26 protein-coding genes are annotated in these 23,932 nt (G+C 56.7%); 9 read left to right on the forward strand and 17 right to left on the reverse strand.

Features of this window, described 5'->3' with window-relative positions:
• Positions 1-9: 9 nt before the first annotated feature.
• The 8 genes from dtd to ACT3TR_RS08055 all read right to left on the reverse strand — a co-directional run bounded on the left by dtd (position 10) and on the right by ACT3TR_RS08055 (position 6,322).
• Positions 10-447 carry a D-aminoacyl-tRNA deacylase gene (gene dtd, locus ACT3TR_RS08020; protein WP_192536013.1) on the reverse strand — a complete coding sequence of 146 codons (438 nt, stop codon included), beginning with the start codon at positions 445-447 and terminating at the stop codon, positions 10-12.
• A gap of 47 nt (positions 448-494) precedes the next feature.
• A complete protein-coding gene (locus ACT3TR_RS08025) occupies positions 495-1,076 on the reverse strand; it encodes a chalcone isomerase family protein (protein WP_096277037.1) in 582 nt (193 codons plus the stop codon).
• A gap of 87 nt (positions 1,077-1,163) precedes the next feature.
• Positions 1,164-1,985, reverse strand: coding sequence for a bifunctional hydroxymethylpyrimidine kinase/phosphomethylpyrimidine kinase (thiD, locus tag ACT3TR_RS08030; protein ID WP_096277035.1), 822 nt, complete (start codon positions 1,983-1,985; stop codon positions 1,164-1,166).
• A 9-nt stretch (positions 1,986-1,994) separates the two neighbouring features.
• Positions 1,995-3,410, reverse strand: a complete 1,416-nt coding sequence (locus ACT3TR_RS08035) for a TRAP transporter large permease (protein ID WP_096277033.1) — start codon at positions 3,408-3,410, stop codon at positions 1,995-1,997.
• Complete coding sequence (locus ACT3TR_RS08040; protein ID WP_096277031.1) at positions 3,410-3,958, reverse strand: TRAP transporter small permease subunit; 549 nt, start codon at positions 3,956-3,958, stop codon at positions 3,410-3,412. The genes ACT3TR_RS08035 and ACT3TR_RS08040 overlap by 1 nt, the downstream gene beginning before the upstream one ends.
• Positions 3,959-4,070: 112 nt before the next feature.
• A complete protein-coding gene (locus tag ACT3TR_RS08045; protein ID WP_318781584.1) occupies positions 4,071-4,928 on the reverse strand; it encodes an endonuclease/exonuclease/phosphatase family protein in 858 nt (285 codons plus the stop codon).
• Between the two features lie 2 nt (positions 4,929-4,930).
• The gene (locus tag ACT3TR_RS08050) at positions 4,931-5,563 is read right to left on the reverse strand and encodes a thiol:disulfide interchange protein DsbA/DsbL (RefSeq protein WP_096277028.1); all 633 of its coding nucleotides are present in this window, start codon (positions 5,561-5,563) and stop codon (positions 4,931-4,933) included.
• Positions 5,564-5,695: 132 nt separating this feature from the next.
• Positions 5,696-6,322: a c-type cytochrome gene (locus tag ACT3TR_RS08055; RefSeq protein ID WP_096277026.1), complete on the reverse strand. Its 627-nt coding sequence runs from the start codon at positions 6,320-6,322 to the stop codon at positions 5,696-5,698.
• A 248-nt stretch (positions 6,323-6,570) separates the two neighbouring features.
• Between ACT3TR_RS08055 and yihA the strand changes: the two genes are divergently transcribed.
• The gene (yihA, locus tag ACT3TR_RS08060) at positions 6,571-7,209 is read left to right on the forward strand and encodes a ribosome biogenesis GTP-binding protein YihA/YsxC (protein WP_096277023.1); all 639 of its coding nucleotides are present in this window, start codon (positions 6,571-6,573) and stop codon (positions 7,207-7,209) included.
• 8 nt (positions 7,210-7,217) lie between these two features.
• Here the strand turns inward: yihA and ACT3TR_RS08065 are convergent, their stop codons facing one another.
• Genes ACT3TR_RS08065 through argH form a run of 7 tightly spaced genes read right to left on the reverse strand, consistent with a single transcriptional unit; the run spans position 7,218 to position 13,273 of the window.
• Positions 7,218-7,961 (reverse strand): HAD family hydrolase, encoded by a 744-nt coding sequence (locus ACT3TR_RS08065; RefSeq protein WP_192536014.1) that lies wholly within the window; start codon positions 7,959-7,961, stop codon positions 7,218-7,220.
• Positions 7,958-8,869 carry a tyrosine recombinase XerC gene (locus ACT3TR_RS08070; protein WP_096277019.1) on the reverse strand — a complete coding sequence of 304 codons (912 nt, stop codon included), beginning with the start codon at positions 8,867-8,869 and terminating at the stop codon, positions 7,958-7,960. Before ACT3TR_RS08070 ends, ACT3TR_RS08065 begins: the two co-directional genes overlap by 4 nt.
• The gene (locus ACT3TR_RS08075; RefSeq protein WP_096277017.1) at positions 8,862-9,572 is read right to left on the reverse strand and encodes a DUF484 family protein; all 711 of its coding nucleotides are present in this window, start codon (positions 9,570-9,572) and stop codon (positions 8,862-8,864) included. Before ACT3TR_RS08075 ends, ACT3TR_RS08070 begins: the two co-directional genes overlap by 8 nt.
• Positions 9,573-9,588: 16 nt before the next feature.
• On the reverse strand, positions 9,589-10,422 hold the full coding sequence (gene dapF, locus ACT3TR_RS08080) for a diaminopimelate epimerase (RefSeq protein ID WP_096277015.1): 834 nt from the start codon (positions 10,420-10,422) through the stop codon (positions 9,589-9,591).
• Positions 10,422-11,693, reverse strand: coding sequence for a diaminopimelate decarboxylase (lysA, locus tag ACT3TR_RS08085; protein ID WP_096277013.1), 1,272 nt, complete (start codon positions 11,691-11,693; stop codon positions 10,422-10,424). Before lysA ends, dapF begins: the two co-directional genes overlap by 1 nt.
• Positions 11,694-11,726: 33 nt before the next feature.
• Positions 11,727-11,870, reverse strand: coding sequence for an LPS translocon maturation chaperone LptM (gene lptM / locus ACT3TR_RS08090; protein ID WP_096277011.1), 144 nt, complete (start codon positions 11,868-11,870; stop codon positions 11,727-11,729).
• On the reverse strand, positions 11,867-13,273 hold the full coding sequence (gene argH / locus ACT3TR_RS08095) for an argininosuccinate lyase (RefSeq protein ID WP_096277009.1): 1,407 nt from the start codon (positions 13,271-13,273) through the stop codon (positions 11,867-11,869). The genes lptM and argH overlap by 4 nt, the downstream gene beginning before the upstream one ends.
• A gap of 159 nt (positions 13,274-13,432) precedes the next feature.
• On the opposite strand from argH, the gene hemC reads away from it, so the two are divergent.
• Positions 13,433-14,377: a hydroxymethylbilane synthase gene (gene hemC / locus ACT3TR_RS08100; RefSeq protein WP_192536015.1), complete on the forward strand. Its 945-nt coding sequence runs from the start codon at positions 13,433-13,435 to the stop codon at positions 14,375-14,377.
• Complete coding sequence (locus tag ACT3TR_RS08105) at positions 14,374-15,153, forward strand: uroporphyrinogen-III synthase (RefSeq protein ID WP_096277005.1); 780 nt, start codon at positions 14,374-14,376, stop codon at positions 15,151-15,153. Before hemC ends, ACT3TR_RS08105 begins: the two co-directional genes overlap by 4 nt.
• 165 nt (positions 15,154-15,318) lie before the next feature.
• Here ACT3TR_RS08105 and ACT3TR_RS08110 read toward each other — a convergent pair whose 3' ends face one another.
• Positions 15,319-15,651, reverse strand: a complete 333-nt coding sequence (locus ACT3TR_RS08110) for a hypothetical protein (RefSeq protein ID WP_141393020.1) — start codon at positions 15,649-15,651, stop codon at positions 15,319-15,321.
• A 4-nt stretch (positions 15,652-15,655) separates the two neighbouring features.
• On the opposite strand from ACT3TR_RS08110, the gene ACT3TR_RS08115 reads away from it, so the two are divergent.
• Together ACT3TR_RS08115 and ACT3TR_RS08120 are read left to right on the forward strand one after the other, a co-directional pair.
• Positions 15,656-16,651 carry a uroporphyrinogen-III C-methyltransferase gene (locus tag ACT3TR_RS08115; protein ID WP_255249082.1) on the forward strand — a complete coding sequence of 332 codons (996 nt, stop codon included), beginning with the start codon at positions 15,656-15,658 and terminating at the stop codon, positions 16,649-16,651.
• The gene (locus ACT3TR_RS08120) at positions 16,648-17,910 is read left to right on the forward strand and encodes a heme biosynthesis HemY N-terminal domain-containing protein (RefSeq protein WP_096276999.1); all 1,263 of its coding nucleotides are present in this window, start codon (positions 16,648-16,650) and stop codon (positions 17,908-17,910) included. The genes ACT3TR_RS08115 and ACT3TR_RS08120 overlap by 4 nt, the downstream gene beginning before the upstream one ends.
• A gap of 55 nt (positions 17,911-17,965) precedes the next feature.
• Here ACT3TR_RS08120 and mscL read toward each other — a convergent pair whose 3' ends face one another.
• Positions 17,966-18,481 carry a large-conductance mechanosensitive channel protein MscL gene (mscL, locus tag ACT3TR_RS08125; protein ID WP_096276996.1) on the reverse strand — a complete coding sequence of 172 codons (516 nt, stop codon included), beginning with the start codon at positions 18,479-18,481 and terminating at the stop codon, positions 17,966-17,968.
• Between the two features lie 348 nt (positions 18,482-18,829).
• Between mscL and ACT3TR_RS08130 the strand changes: the two genes are divergently transcribed.
• The 4 genes from ACT3TR_RS08130 to dgcA all read left to right on the forward strand — a co-directional run bounded on the left by ACT3TR_RS08130 (position 18,830) and on the right by dgcA (position 23,909).
• The gene (locus ACT3TR_RS08130; protein ID WP_096276994.1) at positions 18,830-19,969 is read left to right on the forward strand and encodes a GlxA family transcriptional regulator; all 1,140 of its coding nucleotides are present in this window, start codon (positions 18,830-18,832) and stop codon (positions 19,967-19,969) included.
• 246 nt (positions 19,970-20,215) lie between these two features.
• Positions 20,216-21,193: a dipeptidase gene (locus ACT3TR_RS08135; RefSeq protein ID WP_096276992.1), complete on the forward strand. Its 978-nt coding sequence runs from the start codon at positions 20,216-20,218 to the stop codon at positions 21,191-21,193.
• 98 nt (positions 21,194-21,291) lie between these two features.
• The gene (locus tag ACT3TR_RS08140; RefSeq protein WP_096276990.1) at positions 21,292-21,825 is read left to right on the forward strand and encodes a 4-vinyl reductase; all 534 of its coding nucleotides are present in this window, start codon (positions 21,292-21,294) and stop codon (positions 21,823-21,825) included.
• A gap of 11 nt (positions 21,826-21,836) precedes the next feature.
• The gene (gene dgcA, locus ACT3TR_RS08145) at positions 21,837-23,909 is read left to right on the forward strand and encodes a dimethylglycine demethylation protein DgcA (RefSeq protein WP_096276988.1); all 2,073 of its coding nucleotides are present in this window, start codon (positions 21,837-21,839) and stop codon (positions 23,907-23,909) included.
• Positions 23,910-23,932 lie beyond the last annotated feature (23 nt).

Here is a 23,932-nt window from a genome sequence, read left to right on the forward strand (position 1 = left end):
CAGATCTCACTAGCTTTCCAGTAAAAACGTGACCGGGCCATCGTTGATCAGCGCTACCTGCATATCGGCACCAAACTCACCGGTGGCCACGTTGGGCCAAGCAGCGCTGGCCTGGGCGACAAGGAAGTCAAATAGCCGCTCGCCCTCGTCCGGCGGCGCGGCGCTGGAAAAGCTGGGGCGCAGCCCTTTACGAGTATCCGCTGCCAAGGTGAACTGAGAAACAAGCAGCAGCCCGCCGTTCACCTGCTGAAGGTTTTGATTCATTTTACCGTCAGCATCGCTGAACACACGGTAATGCAGCAGCTTATGCAACAGCTTGCTAGCGGCCGCCTGGTCGTCGCCCTTTTCTACGCCCACCAGCGCTAGCAACCCATGCTCGATTGCCCCCACAGTTTGACCCTTCACCGCTACGCTGGCGCGCGTCACCCGCTGAATCAGCGCTTTCATCATGCTTCTCCTTGGCTGCTAACGACAGCGACTGCCGCCACTGCTCGCTAGCCTCTTCCTAACAGCGCATCGCGAAAATCTTCACCCAAAGGGCGCTCGCCTAGCCAGATACTAAACATGGCGCTGGCTAACTCAGCGTTATCCTCTGCAAACAGAACCTCGCCATTGAGCGCCAAACGTAGCTGCGTGCCGTCCCAACTAAGTAGATAGCGGTCGCCGGGCACTACGTCACTATAGCGCTGATTAAGCTGCTCTAGGGGCGCTTCAATCTGAGTGAACTCATAAAGCGTCAGCGTGTCCCGCAGTGTTTCTTCCGTGGCTTCGGCAAAATCTGACGCTTTAATGGCACGGAAATAAGCCAGCTCTAGCCGCCTCGGCTGGTTACCCAGCGGCTGAGGTTGCGTATCACTTTCAAGCTGATAGTACGCTCCAGCGTAGGCGTTCCAGACCATATAGCGAAAAACGCCGCTGCCAATCAGCGTATAGCGCTGCCCGTTCTCGTCAACAACGCGTTCAAAACGCTCACCCCGCTCAGAAACGCTGCTGGCAAAGACACCAGACGTTATCAACATCATACATATCGCCAGTAATGCGCCCAGCGCGGGATGATGGTTCAGCCTTAATCGCATGGTGATACCCTCCTGTTAACAGCGTTTTCTCGCAAACTCTCAGCGCAATACCTAATGCCTAATAAATCTTGCCAAACGGCGCTAGCGTTACCACCACGCATGAAAGTGATGCACTGGACCACGCCCTTTACCCACGTTTAGACGGGCACTTGCTTCTAGCGCGGCATGCAGCCACTGCTTGGCCTCGCTAATCGCCGCCACTGCTGCATTAGCGGGTGCTGAGGCCGGCTGCTTGGCTAAACAGGCGGCGATCGCCGAAGAGAGCGCGCAGCCGGTACCGTGTAAGTTATCAGTATCAATACGCGACGCGGGCAGCCACTCATGGCCGCTGGGTGTTGCCAGCAAGTCAGGGCACGTCGCCCCGCGCAGGTGGCCGCCTTTGAGCACCACATACGGCGCGCCTAACTGCATCAGCCCCGGCAACATTGCCTCCATTTCCTCTAAGCTAGTCGGCGAGGGTGAATCGAGCAGTACGGCTGCTTCTGGCAGGTTGGGAGTGATGACGTCGGCTAACGGCACCAGGATATCCCGCACGGCGCGAATACCGGCGTCATCCACCAATATATCACCGCTTTTGGCCACCATGACGGGGTCCAGTACGATCCAGCGCGGACGTTTCTTACGCAGGACGTCAGCGATCACTTCGGCGACTTCGCGGCTAGCCACCATGCCAATTTTGACCGCGTCTAGCGTGACGTCTTTGAGCAAATGCTCTAGCTGTTCACGAATCACCTGCGGCGACACCGGATAAACTGACGCCACACCGCAGGTATTCTGGGCAATCACCGCCGTGATCACGTTGGTGCCATAGACCCCTAATGCTGAAAAGGTTTTCAGGTCTCCCTGCAGGCCTGCGCCCCCGGAAGGGTCAGAGCCTGCAATCGTCAGTACATTGGCAATAGGATGCATGCTTTCCCCTTACATCAACGAAGGCAGCCATGTGGCCAGTCCAGGGAATAGCGCCAGCGCTAACAGCATGCCGAGCTGCATGATGATAAACGGCACGACGCCGCGATAAATCGCCGATGTCGGCACACTTTGCGGTGTCACACCGCGTAAATAGAACAATGCGAATCCAAAGGGCGGCGTCAAAAAAGAGGTCTGGAGGTTGACGGCAATCATGATGCCCAGCCAGATGGGGTCAACCCCCATCGCTAATAGCACCGGACCAACAATGGGCACCACCACAAAGGTGATCTCGATAAAGTCGAGTATGAACCCGAGCAGGAAGATGACCAACATGACCACAATGGTAGCGCCCACCACCCCACCGGGCATCGAATCAAACATATGGTTGACCAGCTCTTCGCCACCAAACGCTCGAAATACCAGCGAAAACAGTGTCGCGCCAATCAGGATCAAAAACACCATGCTGGTTACCTGAGCGGTGGAGCGCACTACCTCACCCAGCATCGAAAAGCTTAACCGCCGATTGGCCGCTGCCAGCAGCAGCGCACCGAAGGCACCCACTGCTGAGGCTTCCGTGGGCGTGGCAAAGCCGCCCAAGATCGAGCCCAGCACGGCCACGATTAGCAGCACGGGCGGTAAAAGTCCTTTCAGTAGCAGCGGCCAGATACTGCCGGTGTGCCCCAACTCCTGCATCAATCCTTCACGATCCGCCGCCGGGGCCGTACTGGGCTTTAGCCACGCCACTGTAAGCAGATAGATAATATAGGCTAGCACCAGCAGCAGGCCCGGTACCAACGCGCCGACAAACAGATCGCCCACCGAAAGCGTCTTGGGGCTCCAAGCGCCCATCGATAGCTGTGCCTGCTGATAGGCATTGTTGAGAACATCGCCTAGCAGCACCAAGGCGATGGAAGGCGGAATGATTTGACCCAGAGTGCCCGTGGCACAAATGGTCCCGGTCGCCAGTGCCGGTGAGTAGCCGCGTTTGAGCATGGTGGGTAGCGAGAGCAGGCCCATGGTAACCACCGTTGCTCCCACAATACCGGTAGATGCGGCCAGCAGCATGCCCACCAATACCACCGCAATGCCCAACCCGCCGCGCAGGGCGCCAAATGCCATGGTCATCGCATCCAGCAGCGTTTCCGCCACCCGTGACTTCTCAAGCAGGACACCCATCAACACGAATAAAGGCACCGCCAGCAGGGTATTGTTCGTCATGATGCCGTAGATCCGGCTAGGCATTGAGCCCATCCAGCGTGCCTCGAAATGCACCGGAACGCCCAGCGATTGCAGCAACCAGCCTAATCCGGCAAAGGCCAGCGCTGTACCCGCAAGCGACAGAGCCACCGGATAACCCAGCATCAAGACACCGCATACTGCGGCAAACAGTAACAGCGGCATGCCTTCCAATAAAATCGCCAGCACTAGACCATCTCCTCATGCACAGGGGCAGAACTGGATAGCTTGCCGCGGATAATCAGCACCTGACGTATCAGCTGCGCTACCGCCTGTAAAAGTAGCAGGGCCACCATTCCCAGAATCAGCGTTTTAAGCAGGAACACGGCCGGAATGCCGCCGTCCCCCGACCGCTCCATAATGGCCCAGCTGGTAATCACATAGTGGAAGCTTGAAATGGCGATAAATGACATGACGGGAATCAGCAGAAATAGCGTGCCGAGCAGGTCGACCCACGCGCGGCCACGCTCAGACATCTTGCGGTAAAAGATATCGACCCGCACATGGCCATCGTGACGTAGCGTCCATCCGGCGCCGAGCATGAACACGGCGGCGTGCATGTACATCACCGACTCTTGCATCACGATGCTATTGATACCGAAAATATAGCGCAGCACGACGATGGCGAACTGCACCAGCATCATTATCACAACCAGCCAGGCAATGGCCCGGCCCACTCCCTCAGTCACGCAGTCGAGCCAGCGCAGCAAGCGCGGCTCATGGGCATTGGCGAGCATGTTAAATGTCCTGGAAAAGAAACGGCCCAGAATCATCGCTGATTCTGGGCCGAACGTCATCCCTAAAAAGGTCTGGGTGGGCCATAAAGCGGCCTAAATTGCTCTTAGCAGCTTATTGAGTTGCGCTGGGTGCGGGTGTCGCCTTTTTAATAGCCAGTAGGCAGGCGGCTGGTAAGGGTAAATCAACCGCAATCGGCAAGTGATCCGAAAACAGGTGATCCATTACCCGCACCTCAGCGGCCTCCAGGGTTTGCGATAGCAAAATGTGATCCAACGCTTGCCTGGGCTGCCACGATGGGTAGCTCAATAAAGGTGTAACAGGATGCAGCGGCAACGAGGTGCTGAATCGCTCATGGGCGTGCAGCTGAGCCGGAGTGCAATTCAGATCGCCCATCACCACCACATGCCGCAGTGGCTGGATGATCTCGCTTAAGTAGTTAAGCTGGCGCACCCGGCCACGATGGCTAAGCGCCAAATGTGCGACAAAAATATGTAACGCATCCGGCCCGTTACCAAAACGCACGTGAATGGCACCACGCCCAGGCAAGGTCCCGGGCAGGCGGTGCTCTTCAATTTTGGTGGGCACGAGACGCGAAAGCAGCCCGTTGCTGTGCTGGGCAAGGTGCCCAAGATTTCGGTTCAGTTGCTTGAAGTGATGAGGAAATCCGGCCTTAGCCGCCAGGTATTCCACCTGGTTGATGCGGCTGGAGCGAAAGCTGCCGCCGTCGGCTTCCTGCAGACCGACGACATCAAACTGGCCCAGCACGTCGCTCATCACATCCAGGCGTTTCACCCGTTTCCGATTAGGCAGAAAGTGCTGCCAGCTACGAGTGAGATAGTGATGATAAGCAGACGTCTGAATGCCCACCTGCAGATTGAACGTCAGCAGGCGCAAATGACCATCTTCTAACAGCGGCTTATGGGTGCTCGTGACGCTCGCTGTCTTATCAGCCTTCACTTCATTTGACACCGTTATTCTGCGCGCTCAGCACGCACTTGCTTAATCAACTCATCCGCAACCTGCGGCATGTTTTCAAGGCTGCCAGCAGAACTAGGCGTCACGACATAGCGGCCGTCAACCACCAGGGCCGGCACGCCCATTAGGCGCATTTCGCGCATACGGCTGTTGGCCTTGTTCACTTCACTACGTACACTAAACGCCGTTAGCGCTTGTTTCGCTTCTTCTTCACTCACGCCATAGTTGGCAAAGAACTCAGCGATATCATCAGGGTCGGTTAGTGACTGCTTTTCCTGATGAATGGCATTAAAGAAATCTGCGTGCAGCTCATCTTCGATACCCAGCGATTCAGCCGCATAGAAAGCGGTCGCATGGGTATTCCAATCGCCGCCCATGGTGGCAGGCATATGCACTACGCTGACGTCATCGTCGAGTGTTTCGTACCACTCATTAACCGGCGTTTGCAAGCGGTAGCAGTGCGGGCAACCAAACCAGAATACTTCGGTCACTTCGATTTGGCCGTCTTCAACGTTCGTTTCTACCGGCGTCTCAAGAAGCTCATACTGCTGGCCTGCTACTAGTTCCTGGGCACTCACCGCCGCAGAAAGTCCGAGGCCAGCCATTGCGACCATTAGCGTTTTAAACATTGCGTGTATTCTCCATGGGTAAGCGAAGGATGTGACAGTCACTATAGTAGCGAGTTCCCTCCTCTACGACACATTACTAGCGCCCGACAAGGTTTCGCAATCCTGACAAAAAATCGTTTAGGCTCCCAAAGGCTAGTTCAGGCCTAACAAATAGTTAGCGACGGCTTGCATATCGTTATCGCTCATCTTGGCGGCAATATCTTGCATCATATTATTAGGGTCATTGTCACGCTCACCGGCAGCGAACGCCTGCAGCGTCGCGACCGTGTACTGCGCATACTGGCCAGAAAGCCCGGGGTAAACGGCACTGCCGATACCAACGCCAGTGGGCGAATGGCAGGCTGAACAAGCGGGTATGCCCTTAGACAGATCACCCGCGCGGTAAAGTTCTTCGCCACGGGCCAGCAAGTTGGCATCCTCATCGCTCGCTTGCCCAATATGGGTGTCTAATCCGGCGAGAAACGCCGCGACATCCCACGCATCCTGGTCTGAATAACTGTCCACTTGAGCGGCCATTTGCGGCACCAAGCGATCGCCATCACGAATATCGATGATCTGCTTGGCCAGATAAGACATTTGTTGACCTGCCAAGTGAGGGAAGGCGCTCGCCGGGCTAATACCGGTTTGACCATGGCAAGCAGCGCACGTCTGCGCCCGCTCGCGGCCAGCGGATGCATCCGCATCGGCCTGGAAGTCCGCTTGAGCGTGCGCGACGCCAACGGCCATAGCAATGGCCAAGCTTGCCAGTAACTGTCTCATTACCCTTCCACATAGCGGTTTATATTTGACGAATGTGCTGGTCGCTGCCGACTAGAGCGCGATGGTACACTAGCGCCTCAGCTCGCAGAGATATACCGCTGGCATTATAACGAATCACCCCTGGCGGCGGGAATCAAAACCCTGGGCTGCTTTAGGGGTCACTCGTCGCGGCACTGCTCTATGCTCTGTCTTTCGTATCATGTGCGCCGAGCAGGCCGCTTTTATGTTCGTTTTTCAGGATCACATCCATGTCTACCCCTCATGATAGCCTTGTCGCTCGGCTGAACTACCCCACGGCAAGTTTTGTTATCAGCGCGCCTACCCTAGCGCTATGCCCTGACGATACCGGTGCAGAAGTTGCTTTTGCCGGGCGTTCGAATGCCGGCAAATCCAGTGCTATCAATGCATTAACGCAACAGAATGCCCTGGCGAGAACCTCTCGCACGCCGGGTCGTACCCAGTTAATCAACTTTTTCCGCGTCATGAACGACGACGCTAGAAGGCTGGTCGATCTACCGGGCTACGGCTACGCAAAGGTACCTGAGTCAGTCAAACTGGAGTGGCAAAAGCACCTAGCAGAGTATCTGCGTAACCGCTTTAGCCTGCGCGGGCTAGTGCTGTTGATGGATGTACGTCATCCGCTGACCGAGTTCGATCAAATGATGCTCAGCTATGCCGACCAGCGAGAAATGCCGGTGCATATTCTGCTGACCAAATCGGACAAGCTAAAGAAAGGCCCTGCCAACGCGGCATTGCAAAAAGTACGCTCGAGCCTCAAAGAGTGGGAAGACCTGGTGTCGGTACAGCTATTCTCATCGCTCAAACGCGACGGCGTGGACACGCTTTCAAAGAAGTTGGATCAGTGGCTACATACGCCGCCTGAATAGTTCGGCGCTTATACTTCGTTTTCTAGCAGCTTAAGCACGCTGGGCAGCTCTTTAATATGGGCGATGCGATGCACTCGCGGCGGCAGCACCTCGTCACCCGCTGCGGCAATCCATACGGCATGCATCCCCAGCTGCTGAGCAGGCAGAATGTCTTCCTCCCAAGAGTCACCTACGTGCATCGCGCATTCCGGCGCGACGTTGAGGCGTGCAAGCGCGGTAAGAAACGGCGTGGGGTCAGGTTTGGGCGCCAGCAACTCGCCCGCGGCAATGGCCACAGGGAAGTGAGCGGCCAGCGGCTGACGCGCCAAATGGATATTGCCATTGGTAATGGCGGCAAGCTGATAGCGCTCCGCCAATGCGGTCAATAGCCCCGTCGCTTCAGGATGAGGCGTTACCTGAATGCGCAGGCGATGAAACTCGTTCATCGCCGCAGCTGCCCACAGCAACGCGCCACTGCGCGTCAAACCCTGAGCTTCTAACTGAGCTTCCAGGGCGCGTAAGCGCAGCCATGTGAAGTCGCCACGCCGTTCGGGCACATCTTTAGCTTTAGCCAGCTGTAAGCGACGCTGCAGATAATCTTGTCCGCCGTTGACCGGGTCGAGCGCAAGGGCTGGCTCTTGACGCGCAGTACGCCATGCCCTGAGCGCGTCCAACAGCCAGCGGTAATGCCCTTCCTCAGTGCGTAACATCACGCCATGGTTGTCCCACAACGTATCGTCTAGATCGAAGGTAATGGCCTTCAGCACCGTCATGGCTTACTCCCAGGGCTGCGTTTGGCGCGCGGATGAGCGGCATCGTAGCTCGTTGCCAGGTGCTGCCAGTCGAGCCGCGTATAGATTTGGGTCGTCGAAAGATTAGCGTGGCCTAATAACTCTTGTACCGCGCGCAGGTCTTGGCTTGATTCCAGCAGATGGCTGGCAAAAGAGTGTCGCAGCCGATGAGGATGTAAATGCTCGGGCAAGCCGCGAGCAAGTGACAGCTGCGCTAAGCGCTTTTGAATAGCGCGATGCCCTAGCCGCGCACCGCGCTGGCCAACAAATAAAGCCAGCTCTCCCGCAGGCGCCAGCGCAGAACGACAGCCAAGCCAGTCGATCAGTGCCTGCTGGGCTCGGCGCCCAACCGGTACTTGGCGCGGCTTGCCTCCTTTACCGATGACCCTCACTCGGCTGCTTTGCAAATCACCCAAGTCCAGCGCAGCAAGCTCGGCTAAACGCAGGCCGCTGGAATAAAACAGCTCAAGAATGGCTTGATCGCGAGTGCCCAGCGGTGAGCCGTCGTGAGGGGTATCTAGAAAACGTGCCAGCGCATCGACATCAACCGGGCGCGGCAGATGGCTTGGCTGCTTCGGAGTGCGTAACAGCCCCACCGGGTTATCCACCAGCACGCCCTGTTTGACCAGATAATCCGCAAAGCGTGACAGCGCTGCCCGGCGCCGCGCCAGGCTTCGGGGCGCCAAGCCCCGGCTGCGTTCTGCGCCCAAAAAGGCGCGTAGCAGGGCGGTGTCTAGCGCAGCAGGATCTGTGACATCACGGCGATTCGTGAAGGTACATAGCGCCGCTAGGTCATGCTGATAGGCCGCCACGGTCGCCGGGCTGGCATGGGCCGCCAGCGCCGCTAAAAATGTCTCAATGCGATCTGCAATAGATGATGGCTTAGCCATGATCGCCTAGACGTATCAGCAGGCGCGCAACGATATCGCCTAGATACTCGGTGAACAGCGTGTCCATGCTGGCTCGATAGGCATCGGGGCTGGGACTTGCCAGCACCAAGTAGCCAAGTGGGTCGCCAGCAGAGAGGCGCGAGATAGCGCACGAGCCGGCTTTGCGCGGTGCTTTAACATGGGGCAGCAAACACTTCCAATCGCTAACGCTGAGCTTAACGCAGCGGCTAGTGCGGCCATCCAACATAGCGGCTAGACGCGCACTAGCATGCTGGTCTAACACGTGGCGCGGCGGCTGCGGCGGCTGCGGCTCGGCATCGCTTAACGTGGCCGGGCACCACAGCGCCATGGCAGGGGTTTCAAAGCGCTCACTCAGCTGAGTCGCCAGCGCCTGTGCCAATGCATCGCGGTCTTGAGCCTCAACCAATGCAATCAGCGTTTCGCGTAGCCGACGATACTGAGACTCGTTATGGCGAGCGGTTTCTAACAAGTGCTCTAAACGACCTTCGGCGGTTTCAGCACGCTTACGCAGATCAAACACCAGCCGCTCCAGCAGCGACACAGCCCCCTCAATATTGGGATGCGGCACTTGCAGCTGCTGCAATAACCCTTCACGACCCACGAAAAAATCGGGATGCCGCGCCAGCCAGAACGCCACTTGATCAGGATCGAGCGTTTTGCGGGGTTCGGGGGCTTGTGACATCGCCGTTCTCCTCGAGTTAATTGAGTGCTACACGGCCATCAAAGACGCGCGTAGCCGGTCCCACCATTGTCAGCGACCCTTCAGGGTCGGGCCATTCAATGCTGAGTTCGCCACCGGGTAAATGCACTTTCACAGGGCTTTTCAGCAGCCCCTGACGAATGCCGCTAGCCACTGCCGCGCAGGCACCCGTACCGCAGGCTAGCGTTTCGCCGCTGCCGCGTTCATAGACGCGCAGGCGTATTTCGCTAGGTGAGAGTACCTGCATAAAGCCTACGTTAACACGCTTAGCAAAACGAGGATGCGCCTCAACCAACGGCCCAAGCCGCTCGACCGGCGCGCTATCAACGCTTTCGACCTGCAGCACCGCATGGGGATTGCCCATTGAGACGACGCCAATCTGCAGCGTGTCATCGCCCACATCTAGCCGGTGCAGCGGCTGGTCGCCCGGCGCATCAAAGGGCAAAGCCAGGGGGCTAAACCGCGGACGCCCCATATCAACACGCACCATTCCATCAAGCTGCACGGTTAATACCAGCGCCCCGCCCGCGGTTTCCACATGAATTTCATGTTTATGCGTCAGCCGCTGATCGCGTACAAAGCGAGCAAAGCAGCGCGCTCCGTTGCCGCAGTTTTCCACTTCACTGCCATCCGCATTGTAAATACGGTAGCGAAAATCCATGTCCGGGTCGCGGGGCGGCTCGACCACTAACAGCTGGTCAAAGCCGATGCCGAAACGACGGTCTGCCAGCGCGCGGATTTGCGCCTCGTCCAGCCGGGCGCGCTGCGTCACGAGATCCACCATGACAAAGTCGTTACCCAAGCCATGCATTTTGGTGAAGTGCAGAAGCATCAGCGTTCCCCTTCGGGCAGCAACGCTTCGCCGGCCCACAGGCTCGCCACGGTTTCACGCGCCCGGACGACATGGCAGCTGTCGCCATCGACCATAAGCTCCGCGGCGCGAGGACGGCTATTGTAGTTTGAAGCCATCACAAAGCCGTAGGCGCCCGCCGAGCGCACCGCCAGCAGGTCGCCTTCCGCGATCGAAAGCTCGCGCTCTTTACCCAGGAAGTCGCCAGTCTCGCATACCGGGCCAACCACGTCGTAAAGCGCAGTCTCGCGCGCCTCGCGGGTGTCGACCGGCACAATTGCTTGCCATGCTTGATACAGCGCAGGGCGAATCAAATCGTTCATCGCCGCATCCACAATAGCGAAGTTTTTGGTCTCACCGGGCTTGAGAAACTCAACGCGCGTCAGCATTACGCCAGCATTGGCAGCAATCGAGCGTCCTGGCTCAAACAGTAGCGTCAGTGCTTCACCACCTTCCCAGCGCGATAGCCGTGCCAACAACTGGCTAGCGTAATCAAACGGCTGGGGTGGCTTTTCATCGCGATAGGTGACGCCCAAACCGCCGCCTAAGTCGAGGTGATCAATTTCGATGCCTCGCTCACGCAGGCGCTCCATCAGTACCAGCAGCCGCTCCAGTGCATCCAAGAACGGAGCCGTTTCGGTTAGCTGCGAACCGATATGGCAGTCCAACCCTTTGACCTGAAGATTAGGCAAACTGGCGGCTAGCTCATAGGCCGCCAACGCTTCGTCTATCGAGATGCCAAACTTATTATCTTTCAAACCCGTCGAGATATACGGGTGCGTACCCGCGTCAACGTCTGGGTTGACCCGCAGAGACACCGGCGCCACCTTGCCCTGCTCGCCCGCAACGCGATTTAAACGCTCAAGCTCTGGGCGCGACTCGACGTTAAAACACTTAATGCCCACGTCTAGCGCGCGGACCATTTCGTGGGGCTGCTTGGCTACGCCGGAAAACACCACCTTAGCCGGATCACCGCCGGCTTTAAGCACGCGTTCAAGTTCGCCGATCGAGACAATATCAAACCCTGCGCCAAGCTTGGCGAGCAGTCCCAGCACCGCCAAGTTAGAGTTGGCTTTTACTGCGTAACAAATCAGATGCGGATGACTGCCCAGCGCTTCAGTATAGGCCCGAAAATGACGTTCAAAGGTCGCTTTTGAATAGACGTAGCAAGGCGTGCCGTGTTCGTTAGCAATCCGTGACAGCGGCACATCTTCGGCGTACAGCACGCCATCGCGGTAGTTAAAATAATCCATGTGACTCTCCCCTTTTCCTAGGCCAACGGCGCTCTATTCAGCCGCGCGGCTAGGCTGCTCGTCAGACTGTTCGATGGCGGGCGCATCGTCCGGCAGATAAAGCGGCCCTTTTTGCCCACAGCCGGCTAAACCGGCCAGGCTTGCCACCAGCAGTACCATCAGTGCTAACGTTTTCATGCAGCACCCGCCTTGAGTGCACTCAGCGCATCGCGCGCACGCTGGGCAGCAGCACGCACTTGATTCGGTGCGGTGCCGCCAATGTGATTACGCGCGGCCACTGAACCTTCAAGGGTCAACACCTCGAAAACATCCTGCTCAATGATGTCGGAGAACTGCTTGAGCTCATCAAGACTCATTTCAGAGAGGTCTTTTTCCGTTTTAAGACCGTAGGCCACCGAGTGACCGACAATTTCATGGGCATCGCGGAAAGCAACACCTTTGCGAACCAGGTAATCGGCAAGATCCGTCGCGGTCGAAAACCCACGCCGCGCCGCTTCATACATGCTGGTTTTTTTCGGCTCAATGGCAGGCACCATATCGGCGAAGGCTTTCAAGCAGTCGCGCACGGTATCCACAGCGTCAAACAACGGCTCTTTATCTTCTTGGTTGTCTTTGTTGTAAGCCAACGGCTGGGATTTCATCAGCGTCAGCAGCGCCATTAAATGGCCATACACACGGCCGGTTTTGCCGCGCACCAGCTCGGGCACGTCCGGGTTTTTCTTCTGCGGCATAATGGATGAGCCGGTGCAGAAGCGGTCGGGCAGATCGATAAAGTTGAACTGAGCGCTGGTCCACAGCACCAGCTCCTCGCTCATGCGCGATAGATGCATCAACAAAATACTGGCAAAGCTTGTGAATTCGATCGCGAAGTCACGATCTGACACGGCGTCTAGCGAATTTTCCGCCGGGCGATCAAAGCCTAGAAGCTCTGCGGTGACGTGGCGATCAATCGGATAGGTCGTTCCCGCTAGGGCAGCAGCGCCCAGCGGCATCACGTTGACGCGTTTACGACAATCCAACAGACGCTCATGATCCCGCGACAGCATTTCTTGCCACGCTAAAATATGGTGGCCGAACGTTACCGGCTGAGCCGTTTGCAGGTGAGTAAAGCCCGGCATAATCGTATCGGCTTCACGATCAGCCAGCTCAATCATGCCTTCGCGCAGGCGCTTAAGCTCTACTTCAATGACGTCGATTTCATCGCGCATGAACAGGCGAATATCGGTGGCTACCTGGTCGTTGCGCGAACGCCCGGTGTGCAGCTTCTTGCCGGTAATACCAATCTTGTCGGTCAGCCGCGCCTCGATGTTCATGTGCACGTCTTCAAGCGGCACCGACCAGTTGAATTCGCCGCGCTCGATCTCACCCTGAATCTCGTTCAGGCCGTTGATAATGGCGTCGCGCTCGTCATCGGTCAGTACGTCTACGCGGGCCAGCATGGTGGCATGGGCGATGGAGCCCTGAATATCCTGGCGGGCTAGGCGCTGATCAAAGGTGACAGACGCGGTAAAACGGGCAACAAAGGCATCGGTGGGCTCGCTAAAGCGACCGCCCCAAGACTGATTCGTAGCTTGGCTCATCGGAGATATATCCTGCTGACAAAACAATGGAGTCGTTGACGGAAAGTGTACCAGAGTCGTCCCGCTCAGCGGCATGCCGTTTTTACTGTGGCGCCCGGTGCTTTATGATAGGGGTATCATAGTGTGAGTCGCCGTGTCTGCGGTATAGGGGAGAATAACGTGCTATCAATTACCAAATTGCGCATTGCCACGCGTAAAAGCCAACTGGCCATGTGGCAGGCTGAGTACGTTCGTGACCGCTTAATGGCAGAGCACAGCGGCCTTGAGGTCGAACTTGTCCCCCTTTCTACTAAGGGCGATAAAATAATCGATACGCCTCTTTCTAAGATTGGTGGGAAAGGACTGTTCGTTAAAGAACTTGAAGATGCGATGCTTGATGGCCGTGCCGATATTGCCGTCCACTCCATGAAGGACGTACCGATGAACTTTCCTGAAGGATTAGGCCTCTCGATCATTTTGGAAGGGGCCGACCCTACCGATGCGTTTGTGTCTAACCACTACGCAAGCCTCGATGAGCTGCCTGAAGGGGCGAGCATTGGCACTGCTAGCCTGCGCCGTGGTCTGCAAATGCGCGAAGTCCGTCCTGACCTACAAATTCTTAATCTGCGCGGCAACGTGCAAACACGACTCGCCAAATTAGACGCCGGCGATTTTGATGCCATTATTCTCGCCACTTCCGGTCTACAACGGTTGGGCCTGAACGCGCGAATTGCCCAGGCGTTGCCGCCGGAAGTATGCCTGCCTGCCTGTGGTCAAGGCGCGCTAGGCATTGAGTGCCGCCTGCATGATCCTGAGCTTATCAACCTGCTCGCACCACTGGATGATCCTGACACTGCCACTCGGGTACGCGCAGAAAGAGCGATGAATACACGACTCGACGGTGGCTGTCAGGTGCCTATCGCCGGACACGCAGTGCTAGACCTTGCCAACGAAACGCTGTGGCTACGCGGCTTAGTGGGAAACCCAGAGGGTACAGAAGTGCTTCGCGCCGAAGGCAGCGGCTCAATGCATGAGCCTGAGGCGCTGGGCATTCGCGTTGCAGAAGACCTGCTCGACCAAGGCGCAGGTGATATTTTGGAAGAGGTTTACGGTCGAGAAATATGAGCCAGCCAGTACTGATCTGCCGCCCTGGTGAGCGCGGAGAAGCGCTCGCCGCGGCGCTACGCGGCCAGGGCGGAAGCGTTGAATCACTCAATGTGATGCAGCTGGAAACGTTGCCAGAAAATGCTGCCATGCGAAGCACATGGCTAGATATTGATCAGTACCATAAGATAATCGTTATTAGCCCCTTCGCCGCCGTTTGCTTGGCCGAGGCATTAGACCGCTACTGGCCGCAGCTTCCCGTGGGGATTGACTACTACAGCGTCGGTAGCGCTACCGCGAGCACGCTTTATGATCAGCTGGGTGTGCGCGTACACGTGCCCCCAGCCGATGCGAGGGAAGACACCAGCGAAGCGCTGCTGGCACTGGCGTCGCTGCAGCAGCTGGCGCATCAGCGTATTCTATTAGTGGCAGGTGAAGGCGGCAGAACTCTGCTGGCAGAAACGCTCACCGCGCGGGGAGCAAAGGTAAGCCGCATCGCCGTTTACCGACGTACGCTTCAGCCCCTTGCACCCGCCCTACAGGCGTATTTATTTTCAGGTAATTATCGGGCATTGATCGTCACCAGCAGCGAACTGCTGGAACATCTGGCAAAATGGTGCAATCAGGCGGCTTTCAACCAACCGCTAATCGTTTCCAGTCGCCGTTTGGCTACACTGGCTGGCATACTAGGTTTTTGTAACCTCAAGGTGGCGTCTGGAGCAACGTCGGCTGCGTTGATAGCGGCGTTGGAGACTTGCGACCCACAGGGTGCCGATGTCGATCAAGGAACTTACTAAGGGCTAGCGACAGATGAGCAAACAAGTAAATGATCAGGGCGATGTTCAACCGACATCCGCCGATGCCTCTCAAGGCATCCCTAAAACGACCGACACGGCCGCTGCGACTAGCCGCACGTCTGAGCCCAGCACGCCGACTACACCGCCGAGTTCACCGCCGCCCCCTCAAAGCGGTGCTAATAACCAAAGTGGTGCTAACAACCATCGTTCGCGGCGGCGTGGAAAAGGCGGCACCAACAGCGCAGCTTCGTCGGCAGCCAGCACGGCGGCCACACCCTCGTCGACAGGCACTGCCGCGCCAAGTTCATCTTCCCAGGCCACAAGTTCACCTTCGCCCGCACAAAGTACCGCATCATCACCCAGCACGGCATCAGCAACGCCGACACCCCCAAAACCAACGCCATCAAAATCTTCGTCCGGTGGTACGCCACCGCCCAGCAATACGGGTAAAGGCAGCGGTGGCGGTAAGGGCGGCCTCTTCGCTATTGTGCTGGTCATTATCGTGGCTATCGTATTGGCCCTCGTCGCCTGGCAGGGCTGGCAGCGCCTTGAGAACCAGCAGCAGCGTATTGATGAACTGACCCAGCAAACCGAAAGTAATGCATCGCAACAGTCGGTGAGCGATCTGGCGTCGCGCCTAGACGGCGGCGAAGCAGAGCGCGATGAGGCCCTGCAAGGTACGCTCAGCGAGCTGCGCGACGAATTTGGCAGCTACCGTAGCGAAGTCGATGAGACCTTGGGCCAGGTGCTGGATCAACTTTCCCAGGAGCAGGACACCGACGAGCGCGATTGGCTGCATGCCGAAGCCGCGTATCTGCTGCGCCTAGCGAATCAACGTCTGCAGTTAGAGGGCGATGTTAACGGCGCTGCGGCGCTGCTGCGCACCGCTGACGCGCGCCTTGTCGATGCGGAAAATCCCGCGTTGACGCCGGTACGCCGCGAGATTGCCAATGAGCTAGCCGCCCTTGATGGCGTACCCCAGGTTGACCGCACCGGCCTCTACTTAGCGCTGAATGCTCAGCAGGAGCAGGTTGCCAACCTGCGGCTTTCGCAAGAGATTGAAGAACGCGCAGTCACTTCCGGCATCGAACAGCCACCGACCGGTACGTTCCAGCGCCAGTTAGCACGCTTCGGTCAAGAGCTGAAAGACTTGGTGGTGATTCGCCATCACGATGAAGCGCTGGAAGCACTTGTGACGCCCGAGCAAGAGTCGTACCTGCGCCAGAGCCTGCGCTTAATCTTGGAGCAATCCCAGCTAGCGCTGCTAAAAGAAGAGCAGGACCTGTATCAGGCCAGCCTTGATAAAGCACTGGGGCTTCTGAACGACTATTACGATACCGACCGCGAAGAAACGCAAAATGTTATCGCGCGCCTTCAAGAGCTTCAGCAGACCGAGATAAAGCCGGAGCTGCCGGATATCAGCGCTTCTCAGCAGGAACTCACGCGTTTTATTGAGAACCGCCATGAAACGCGTGGCCAAAGCGGAGGTGATGCATGAGAAAGCTTGTTCTGCTGATTGTCGCTGGCCTTGCCGTCGGTGCCCTATTTGGGCAGATGATGATGGCGGTGCCCGGCTACTGGCTCATCCGCGTTGGCGATTCCTCCATACAAACCTCGTTTTGGTTTGGCCTGGTATTGCTGTTTGCCGCGTTTATTGTCCTTCATTTCGTCCTGCGCTTGCTAAGCGGCATCATTCGCCCGATGGGCCGTTTTCGCAGTTGGAACAGTCGTGCACGCAATCGCCGCGCTATGCAGCGCACTGTGCGTGGCCTCGTCGCGCTAACCGAAGGTCGTTGGAAAAAAGCCGAGAAAACCTTGGCTAACGCTGCCGATGATTCCAGTACGCCGCTGGTTAATTACCTATCAGCGGCGCTGGCCGCCCACTACCAAGGCAACCACGCTAAGTCTCAAGAGCACCTCAACCAGGCACAGCTTTCAACGCAAGGCGCGGATACGGCCGTTGGCCTAATGCAGGCGCAAATGATGATTGAGCGCCAGCAGCCCGAAGAAGCCCTGGCGATTTTGAATCGACTGGACAAAAAGCTTTCTAACCACCCGCAGGTGCTCAAGCTGCTGAAACAGGTGCATGTGAGCGTCAACGACTGGGAAGGCCTGCGGCGTTTGATTCCACGGCTGGCGGCGCAAAAGCTGATTTCTCAATCAGAGCGCGAGCAGCTAGAGTTTAAAGCTTACCGTGAGCTGATTATCTTTGAAGCCAAAAACCCAACCAACGTTGAGCGTGTGCGTGGGCTGTGGGCGGATATGCCTGACTATATGCGCGGCAATACGGAGCTTATCGCTATTTATTGCGAAGCACTGATTCAAGCCAATGAAGAGTTTATTGCCGAGCGCCTGCTTAATCATTCGCTGGACCATCACTGGGATGCACGCTTAGTAAAACGCTACGGCCTGCTGAAGGTTGACCCAGCACGACAGTTGGCAAAAGCAGAGAAATGGCTGCAAGAGCGACCTAATGATCCGGAGCTACTATTGACCTGTGGCCGGCTGTCTCTGCGCACCGGCAAATGGGAAAAAGCGCTGGAATACTTCGAAGCCAGCCAGCGCCAGCGCCCCAACGGTGAGGTATGCGCCGAGCTTGCCCGTCTTTACGCCAGTATGGGTGAACACAACAAGAGCCAGCTGTACTATCGTCACAGCGTTGAAATGCTGGCTAAATCGCTGCCCTCGCTGCCCCAGCCAAGCGATGCCAGTGATAGCCAAACCCCTGACACGAAAGTAGCTAAAAAACGCGCTTAAAGTAAGCTGCATAAAAACGGGTGCCCTTTTGGGCACCCGTTTTTATAACGAACCATTAAGATTGTAATGGCGTCGACGCTGTATTAAGAGACTGCTGTTCTGCCTCTGTGGGTACAGGCAACTCGGAGGTGCAGTGGCCGCAGCGAGTGGCTTTGATAGGCACGGTCATGAGGCAGTGCGGGCAGGGCTTCTCAACCGGGCTTTTGGGTGATTCCACCTCTTCACGCTTTAAGCGGTTAATCGTTCTTACCAGCATAAAAACAACGAAAGCCACAATCGTGAAGCTGACCACCGCATTGATAAATAGCCCAACGTTTAGGGTGACTGCTCCGGCCACCTGAGCGGCCGCCAAGGTGGGATAAGGGCCTGCAACGGCGCCCTGACTGAGCACGACAAAGAGGTTGGAGAAATCGACTCCCCCCACCAGTAGGCCGATAATAGGATTCATTACATCCTTGACGAGGCTTTGTACGATCAGCGTAAAAGCGCCGCCGATAATGATCCCCACCGCCATATCCACAACGTTACCTTTAACCGCAAACTCGCGGAACTCCTTGAAAAGCTTGGCCATTGATATCTCCTTTCATTGCTTAGCTTATTAGATTATAGCGTTTTTAGATGTAAAACCTTTTGGCTCAATGCCTTATCGAAACGACGCTTAACGTTGAAACGAACGTTTCATTCATCACTGATGCTCGCCTTACATCCACATTAATTGCCTCAGAGGCGACTTCCAGCATTCTATTTGCGACATCGATTGAATTGCTTTTAAGATTGCTTTGTCAGTATAAGTGTCATCCGTGCCAATATGCATTGTAGGCAGTAAGTATCTAGCGCAGGGACCCAGAAAAAAACGCCGGCGATATAAAACGATAATAAAAATAAAATCAATGACGTTTAGGTGATAGAGGTATAGACCATGACTATTAATCAAGTAAAAAACCCAACGACTGTAGGTCACTCGAACGTTCCGCAAACCCTCGGTTTTCTGCTGTTGGACAACTTCACGCTTATCTCTCTAGCGTCAGCGATTGAGCCCTTGCGCATGGCAAACCAGTTGGCTGGACGCGAGCTTTACCGCTGGTACACCCTTACTCAGGATGGCTCCCCGGTTCGCGCAAGTGACGGCCTGCATGTAACGCCAGATGCCTCAATGCACGCACCGCTGTCGCTGGATTGGGTGGTGGTTTGTGGCGGCGTTGCCCCTCAGCATAGTGTCAGCCGTGATCATCTACATTGGCTGCAGGCACAGTCGCGCCAGCTACGTCGCTTAGGCGCTATCTGTACGGGTAGCTGGGCGTTAGGCCAGGCAGGTCTGCTTGATCATTACGAAACCAGCATTCACTGGGAGTGCCTGGCCTCTATTCAGGAGGCATTTCCAAAGATTGTGCTGACGACACGGCTGTTCTCTATTGATCGCGACCGTTTTACCGCCTCTGGAGGCACGGCGCCGCTGGATATGATGCTCAACCTGATCGCTCACGATCATGGCAAAGAGATTTCTGCAGGCATCTCCGAGATGTTCATCTACGAGCGCATGCGTAACGAGCAGGATCAGCAGCGCGTGCCGTTAAAGCATGTGCTGGGCACGACACAGCCCAAGCTGCTGGACATCGTTGCGCTGATGGAGTCCAACCTGGAAGAGCCGCTTGAGCTCGACGAACTGGCCAGCTACGTTGGCGTCTCGCGGCGCCAGTCGGAGCGGCTTTTCCAGCGCTATCTGCACTGCTCGCCCTCCCGGTATTATCTCAAGCTGCGACTGGTGCGGGCACGTCAGTTACTCAAACAGACGCCTCTCTCAATCATCGAGATTGCCTCTGTGTGCGGCTTTGTTTCAACCCCGCATTTTTCCAAGTGCTATCGCGAGTGCTTCGGCGTTCCGCCGCGCGACGAACGCCTGGGCATTCATTCCTGCCCAAAACATCAGGAAAAATCGCCGCCACTGCTCAAGCGTTGGGGCGTAGAACCGGCGAGCAGCGAACCGGCATCAAGTGCTCTTCTGGCGCTTGCCTATGCTCAAGGTGAGCCGACCTTTGCCAGCGTACCGCTCGTCACCTGACGGGGTCTGTCATCATTGCTATCAGAGCTGCCCAAAAGGCAGCTCTTTTTCGTTAGACCCTCGGTCATATTGCGCCCCCTTTCGCGCCCTTGCCTCTTTTGTATCGCTTAACCCGCCTACTTGCCATATTTGCCACGCGTGCATTTCGCCTAATGACGCTTTTGGAATTTCCGTCGTCGTTTCCAAGAGCTGATCAGCAGCAGGGCAACGCTATGCTTCCTATATAAACAATTCTGGAGCTACGCTATGAACCCTGCTGAGTTGCACCAAGATGCCATCGTCATTGACGGCCTGATTATCGCCAAATGGAACCGCGAATTACTTGAAGACATGCGTCGTGGCGGCCTGACTGCAGCCAACTGCACTGTCTCGGTCTGGGAAGGCTTCAAGGCAACGGTCGACAATATCGTGGCGTCCAAAAAGCTAATGGCAGAGTGCAGCGACCTGGTACGCCCGGTTCGCACCACCGCCGACATTATGCGCGCCAAGAAAGAAGGCAAGACCGGTATCATCTTCGGCTTTCAGAATGCCCACGCCTTTGAAGATCAAATCGGCTACGTCGAGATCTTCAAGGAGCTCGGCGTGGGCATCGTGCAGATGTGCTACAACACCCAGAATCTGGTCGGCACCGGCTGCTACGAGCGTGACGGCGGCCTGTCTGGCTTTGGACGCGAGATCGTCGCGGAAATGAACCGCGTCGGCATGCTGTGCGATCTTTCCCACGTGGGCGCCAAGACCTCTGAAGAAGTCATCCTCGAATCCAAAAAGCCGGTGTGCTACTCGCACTGCCTGCCCTCCGGGCTCAAAGAGCACCCCCGCAACAAGTCCGATGCAGAGCTTAAGTTCATCGCCGACCACGGCGGCTTTGTCGGCGTGACCATGTTCACCCCGTTTCTCAAGAAAGGCGTTGATTCAACCATCGACGACTACTGTGAAGCGATCGAGTACATCATGAATATCGTGGGTGAAGACGCCATCGGCATCGGCACCGACTTCACTCAGGGCCATGACCAGAACTTCTTCGAGTGGCTGACCCATGACAAGGGCTACGCCCGTCGCCTGACCAGTTTCGGCACGATCATCAACCCCGAAGGCATCCGCACCATCGGTGAATTTCCCAATCTGACAGAAGCGCTTCTAAAGCGAGGGATGAGCGAGTCCCAGGTCAGAAAAATCATGGGCGAGAACTGGGTGAGAACCCTAAAAGACGTGTGGGGCGAATAGGCGTTTATTACGCCTGCTCTGCCGTTCACCCCCAAGACCCTGGAAGGCATTGAACAACCAAGCGCTTTTGAATAAGTATAAGTTTAAGGAATACGACCGTGACCAAGACTGCTCCCGAACTCCCCATTGAAGTCGACAGTGAAACCGGTATCTGGACGAGCGACGCCTTGCCGATGCTGTATGTCCCGCGTCACTTCTTCATCAACAACCATGTGGCCGTTGAAGAGGCGCTGGGTGCCGAAAAATATGCCGAGATTCTTTACCAGGCGGGCTACAAAAGTGCCTGGCACTGGTGTGAGAAAGAGGCCGAACTTCACGGGCTAGAAGACGTGGACGTGTTCGAGCACTACATGAAACGCCTCTCCCAGCGCGGCTGGGGCATCTTCATTACCGAAGAGATCGACCTTGATGCAGGTACCGCGCGCGTACGCCTTGAGCACAGCGCATTCGTCTACCAGATGGGCAAGGTGAATCGTAAAATCGAATACATGTTTACCGGCTGGTTTGCCGGTGCCATGGATCAGATTCTGAGTGCTCGCGACAGTACGCTGCGCACTGTTGCCGAACAGACCCAGAGTGGCGCCGAAGAAGGCCACGATAACGGTCTGTTTGTTGTCACTCCCGTGAACTGAGGATCAATGCCATGGCATTCGAGGCACTGTTCAAGCCGATCCAGATCGGCAGTCAGACCATTCGTAACCGTGTGGTCAGTACGGCCCACGCCGAGGTCTACGCCACCGATGGCGGCATGACCACGGACCGTTACGTAAAATACTACGAAGAGAAGGCCAAGGGCGGCTGTGGGCTGTGCATCTGTGGCGGCTCGTCGATTGTTTCCATCGACAGCCCCCAGGGCTGGTGGAGTTCGGTCAACCTCTCGACCGACCGCATCATCCCTCACTTCCAGAATCTAGCCGACGCTGTGCACAAGCATGGCGGCAAAATCATGATTCAGATTACCCATATGGGGCGTCGCTCGCGCTGGGATGGACACGACTGGTCGACGCTGGTGTCACCATCAGGTATCCGTGAACCGGTTCACCGTTCGACCTGCAAAACCATCGAAGAGGAAGATATCTGGCGCATCATCGGTGACTTTGCCCAGGCCGCGCGCCGGGCGAAGGAAGGCGGCCTGGATGGGGTCGAACTCTCTGCGGTGCACCAACACTTGATCGACCAGTTCTGGAGCCCGCGTGTTAACAAGCGTACCGACGACTGGGGTGGCAGCTTCGAGAACCGTATGCGCTTCGGTATGGAAGTGCTAAAGGCGGTGCGCGCCGAGGTAGGTGACGAGTTCGTGGTGGGCATGCGTATCACCGGTGACGAATTCCACCCGGATGGCCTTGATCACGAAGAAATGAAGCGGATCGCTGCCTATTATGATGCCACCGGCAAAGTCGACTTTTTCGGCGTGATCGGCTCGGGCTGCGATACCCACAACACCTTAGCCAACGTTATTCCCAACATGTCCTACCCACCGGAGCCGTTTTTGCACCTGGCGTCGGGCATAAAGGAAGTGGTCAACGTTCCGGTCATTCATGCCCAGAATATCAAGGACCCCAATCAGGCCCAGCGCATTCTTGAAGGTGGTTATGTGGACCTGGTGGGCATGACGCGTGCCCACATTGCCGACCCGCACCTTATCGCCAAGATCAAGATGGGTCAGATCGACCAGATCAAGCAGTGCGTGGGCGCCAACTACTGCATTGACCGCCAGTACCAAGGGCTCGACGTGCTGTGTATTCAGAACGCCGCGACCTCGCGTGAATACATGGGACTGCCGCATATTATTGAGAAAAGCGACGGCCCCAAACGCAAGGTGGTCATCGTGGGCGGCGGCCCTGCCGGCATGGAAGCGGCACGTATCTGCGCCGAGCGCGGCCACGACGTCACAATGTTCGAAGCACAGGAGCAGATCGGCGGCCAGATTACGCTGGCGTCAAAAGCGCCGCAGCGCGATCAGATTGCCGGTATCACGCGCTGGTACCAGCTGGAACTGACGCGCCTGGAGATTGACCTACGCCTGGGTACTCGCGCCGACGAGGACACTCTTGCAGATCTGCGTCCGGACGTAGTGATCCTGGCAACCGGCGGTCAGCCGTTTCTTTCGCAAGTGCCGGAGTGGGGCTACGACAGCGACAGCGATAAAAGCCTGGTAGTCAGCACCTGGGACATTCTCAACGGCAACGTGGCGCCCGGCAAGAATGTGCTGGTCTACGACACCATCTGCGAGTTTTCCGGCGTATCGGTGGCGGATTTCCTGGCCGACAAAGGATCAAAGGTCGAGATCGTCACCGACGATATCAAGCCGGGAGCCGCGGTAGGCGGCACCACCTTCCCAACCTATTACCGCAGCCTCTACGAGAAAGAGGTGATCATGACCTCGGACCTCGCGCTGCATAAGGTGTACCGCGAAGGTGACTCGCTGGTGGCGGTGCTTGAGAACGAGTACACCGGCGCCCAGGAAGAGCGTGTGGTCGATCAGGTCGTGGTGGAAAACGGCGTGCGCCCCGATGAAACGCTCTACTACAGCCTCAAGGAGCAGTCGCGTAACAAGGGCCAGATGGATCTCGAAGCGCTCTACGCGATCAAGCCCCAGCCCTGCCTGTCTGAAAGCGGCGATGGCTTCTTGTTGTTCCGTCTGGGTGACTGCACCGCGCCACGCAACACGCATGCGGCCATCTACGATGCGCTGCGACTGTGCAAAGACTTCTGAAACAATAACGCTGTAAGCTGAAC

Origin of the sequence: Halomonas sp. AOP12-B1-6, from assembly GCF_052379225.1 — a bacterium.
Taxonomy (GTDB): domain Bacteria; phylum Pseudomonadota; class Gammaproteobacteria; order Pseudomonadales; family Halomonadaceae; genus Vreelandella; species Vreelandella casei.

Excerpts from the sequence above, each read along its gene's own strand:
- dtd (WP_192536013.1), bottom strand. The coding sequence starts at position 447 with ATGAAAGCGCTGATTCAGCGGGTGACGCGCGCCAGCGTAGCGGTGAAG.
- ACT3TR_RS08025 (WP_096277037.1), bottom strand. The coding sequence starts at position 1,076 with ATGCGATTAAGGCTGAACCATCATCCCGCGCTGGGCGCATTACTGGCG.
- thiD (WP_096277035.1), bottom strand. The coding sequence starts at position 1,985 with ATGCATCCTATTGCCAATGTACTGACGATTGCAGGCTCTGACCCTTCC.
- ACT3TR_RS08040 (WP_096277031.1), bottom strand. The coding sequence starts at position 3,958 with ATGCTCGCCAATGCCCATGAGCCGCGCTTGCTGCGCTGGCTCGACTGC.
- ACT3TR_RS08050 (WP_096277028.1), bottom strand. The coding sequence starts at position 5,563 with ATGTTTAAAACGCTAATGGTCGCAATGGCTGGCCTCGGACTTTCTGCG.
- ACT3TR_RS08055 (WP_096277026.1), bottom strand. The coding sequence starts at position 6,322 with ATGAGACAGTTACTGGCAAGCTTGGCCATTGCTATGGCCGTTGGCGTC.
- yihA (WP_096277023.1), top strand. The coding sequence starts at position 6,571 with ATGTCTACCCCTCATGATAGCCTTGTCGCTCGGCTGAACTACCCCACG.
- ACT3TR_RS08065 (WP_192536014.1), bottom strand. The coding sequence starts at position 7,961 with ATGACGGTGCTGAAGGCCATTACCTTCGATCTAGACGATACGTTGTGG.
- ACT3TR_RS08070 (WP_096277019.1), bottom strand. The coding sequence starts at position 8,869 with ATGGCTAAGCCATCATCTATTGCAGATCGCATTGAGACATTTTTAGCG.
- ACT3TR_RS08075 (WP_096277017.1), bottom strand. The coding sequence starts at position 9,572 with ATGTCACAAGCCCCCGAACCCCGCAAAACGCTCGATCCTGATCAAGTG.
- dapF (WP_096277015.1), bottom strand. The coding sequence starts at position 10,422 with ATGCTTCTGCACTTCACCAAAATGCATGGCTTGGGTAACGACTTTGTC.
- lysA (WP_096277013.1), bottom strand. The coding sequence starts at position 11,693 with ATGGATTATTTTAACTACCGCGATGGCGTGCTGTACGCCGAAGATGTG.
- lptM (WP_096277011.1), bottom strand. The coding sequence starts at position 11,870 with ATGAAAACGTTAGCACTGATGGTACTGCTGGTGGCAAGCCTGGCCGGT.
- argH (WP_096277009.1), bottom strand. The coding sequence starts at position 13,273 with ATGAGCCAAGCTACGAATCAGTCTTGGGGCGGTCGCTTTAGCGAGCCC.
- ACT3TR_RS08105 (WP_096277005.1), top strand. The coding sequence starts at position 14,374 with ATGAGCCAGCCAGTACTGATCTGCCGCCCTGGTGAGCGCGGAGAAGCG.
- ACT3TR_RS08110 (WP_141393020.1), bottom strand. The coding sequence starts at position 15,651 with ATGACCAGCACAATAGCGAAGAGGCCGCCCTTACCGCCACCGCTGCCT.
- ACT3TR_RS08120 (WP_096276999.1), top strand. The coding sequence starts at position 16,648 with ATGAGAAAGCTTGTTCTGCTGATTGTCGCTGGCCTTGCCGTCGGTGCC.
- mscL (WP_096276996.1), bottom strand. The coding sequence starts at position 18,481 with ATGGCCAAGCTTTTCAAGGAGTTCCGCGAGTTTGCGGTTAAAGGTAAC.
- ACT3TR_RS08130 (WP_096276994.1), top strand. The coding sequence starts at position 18,830 with ATGACTATTAATCAAGTAAAAAACCCAACGACTGTAGGTCACTCGAAC.
- ACT3TR_RS08135 (WP_096276992.1), top strand. The coding sequence starts at position 20,216 with ATGAACCCTGCTGAGTTGCACCAAGATGCCATCGTCATTGACGGCCTG.
- dgcA (WP_096276988.1), top strand. The coding sequence starts at position 21,837 with ATGGCATTCGAGGCACTGTTCAAGCCGATCCAGATCGGCAGTCAGACC.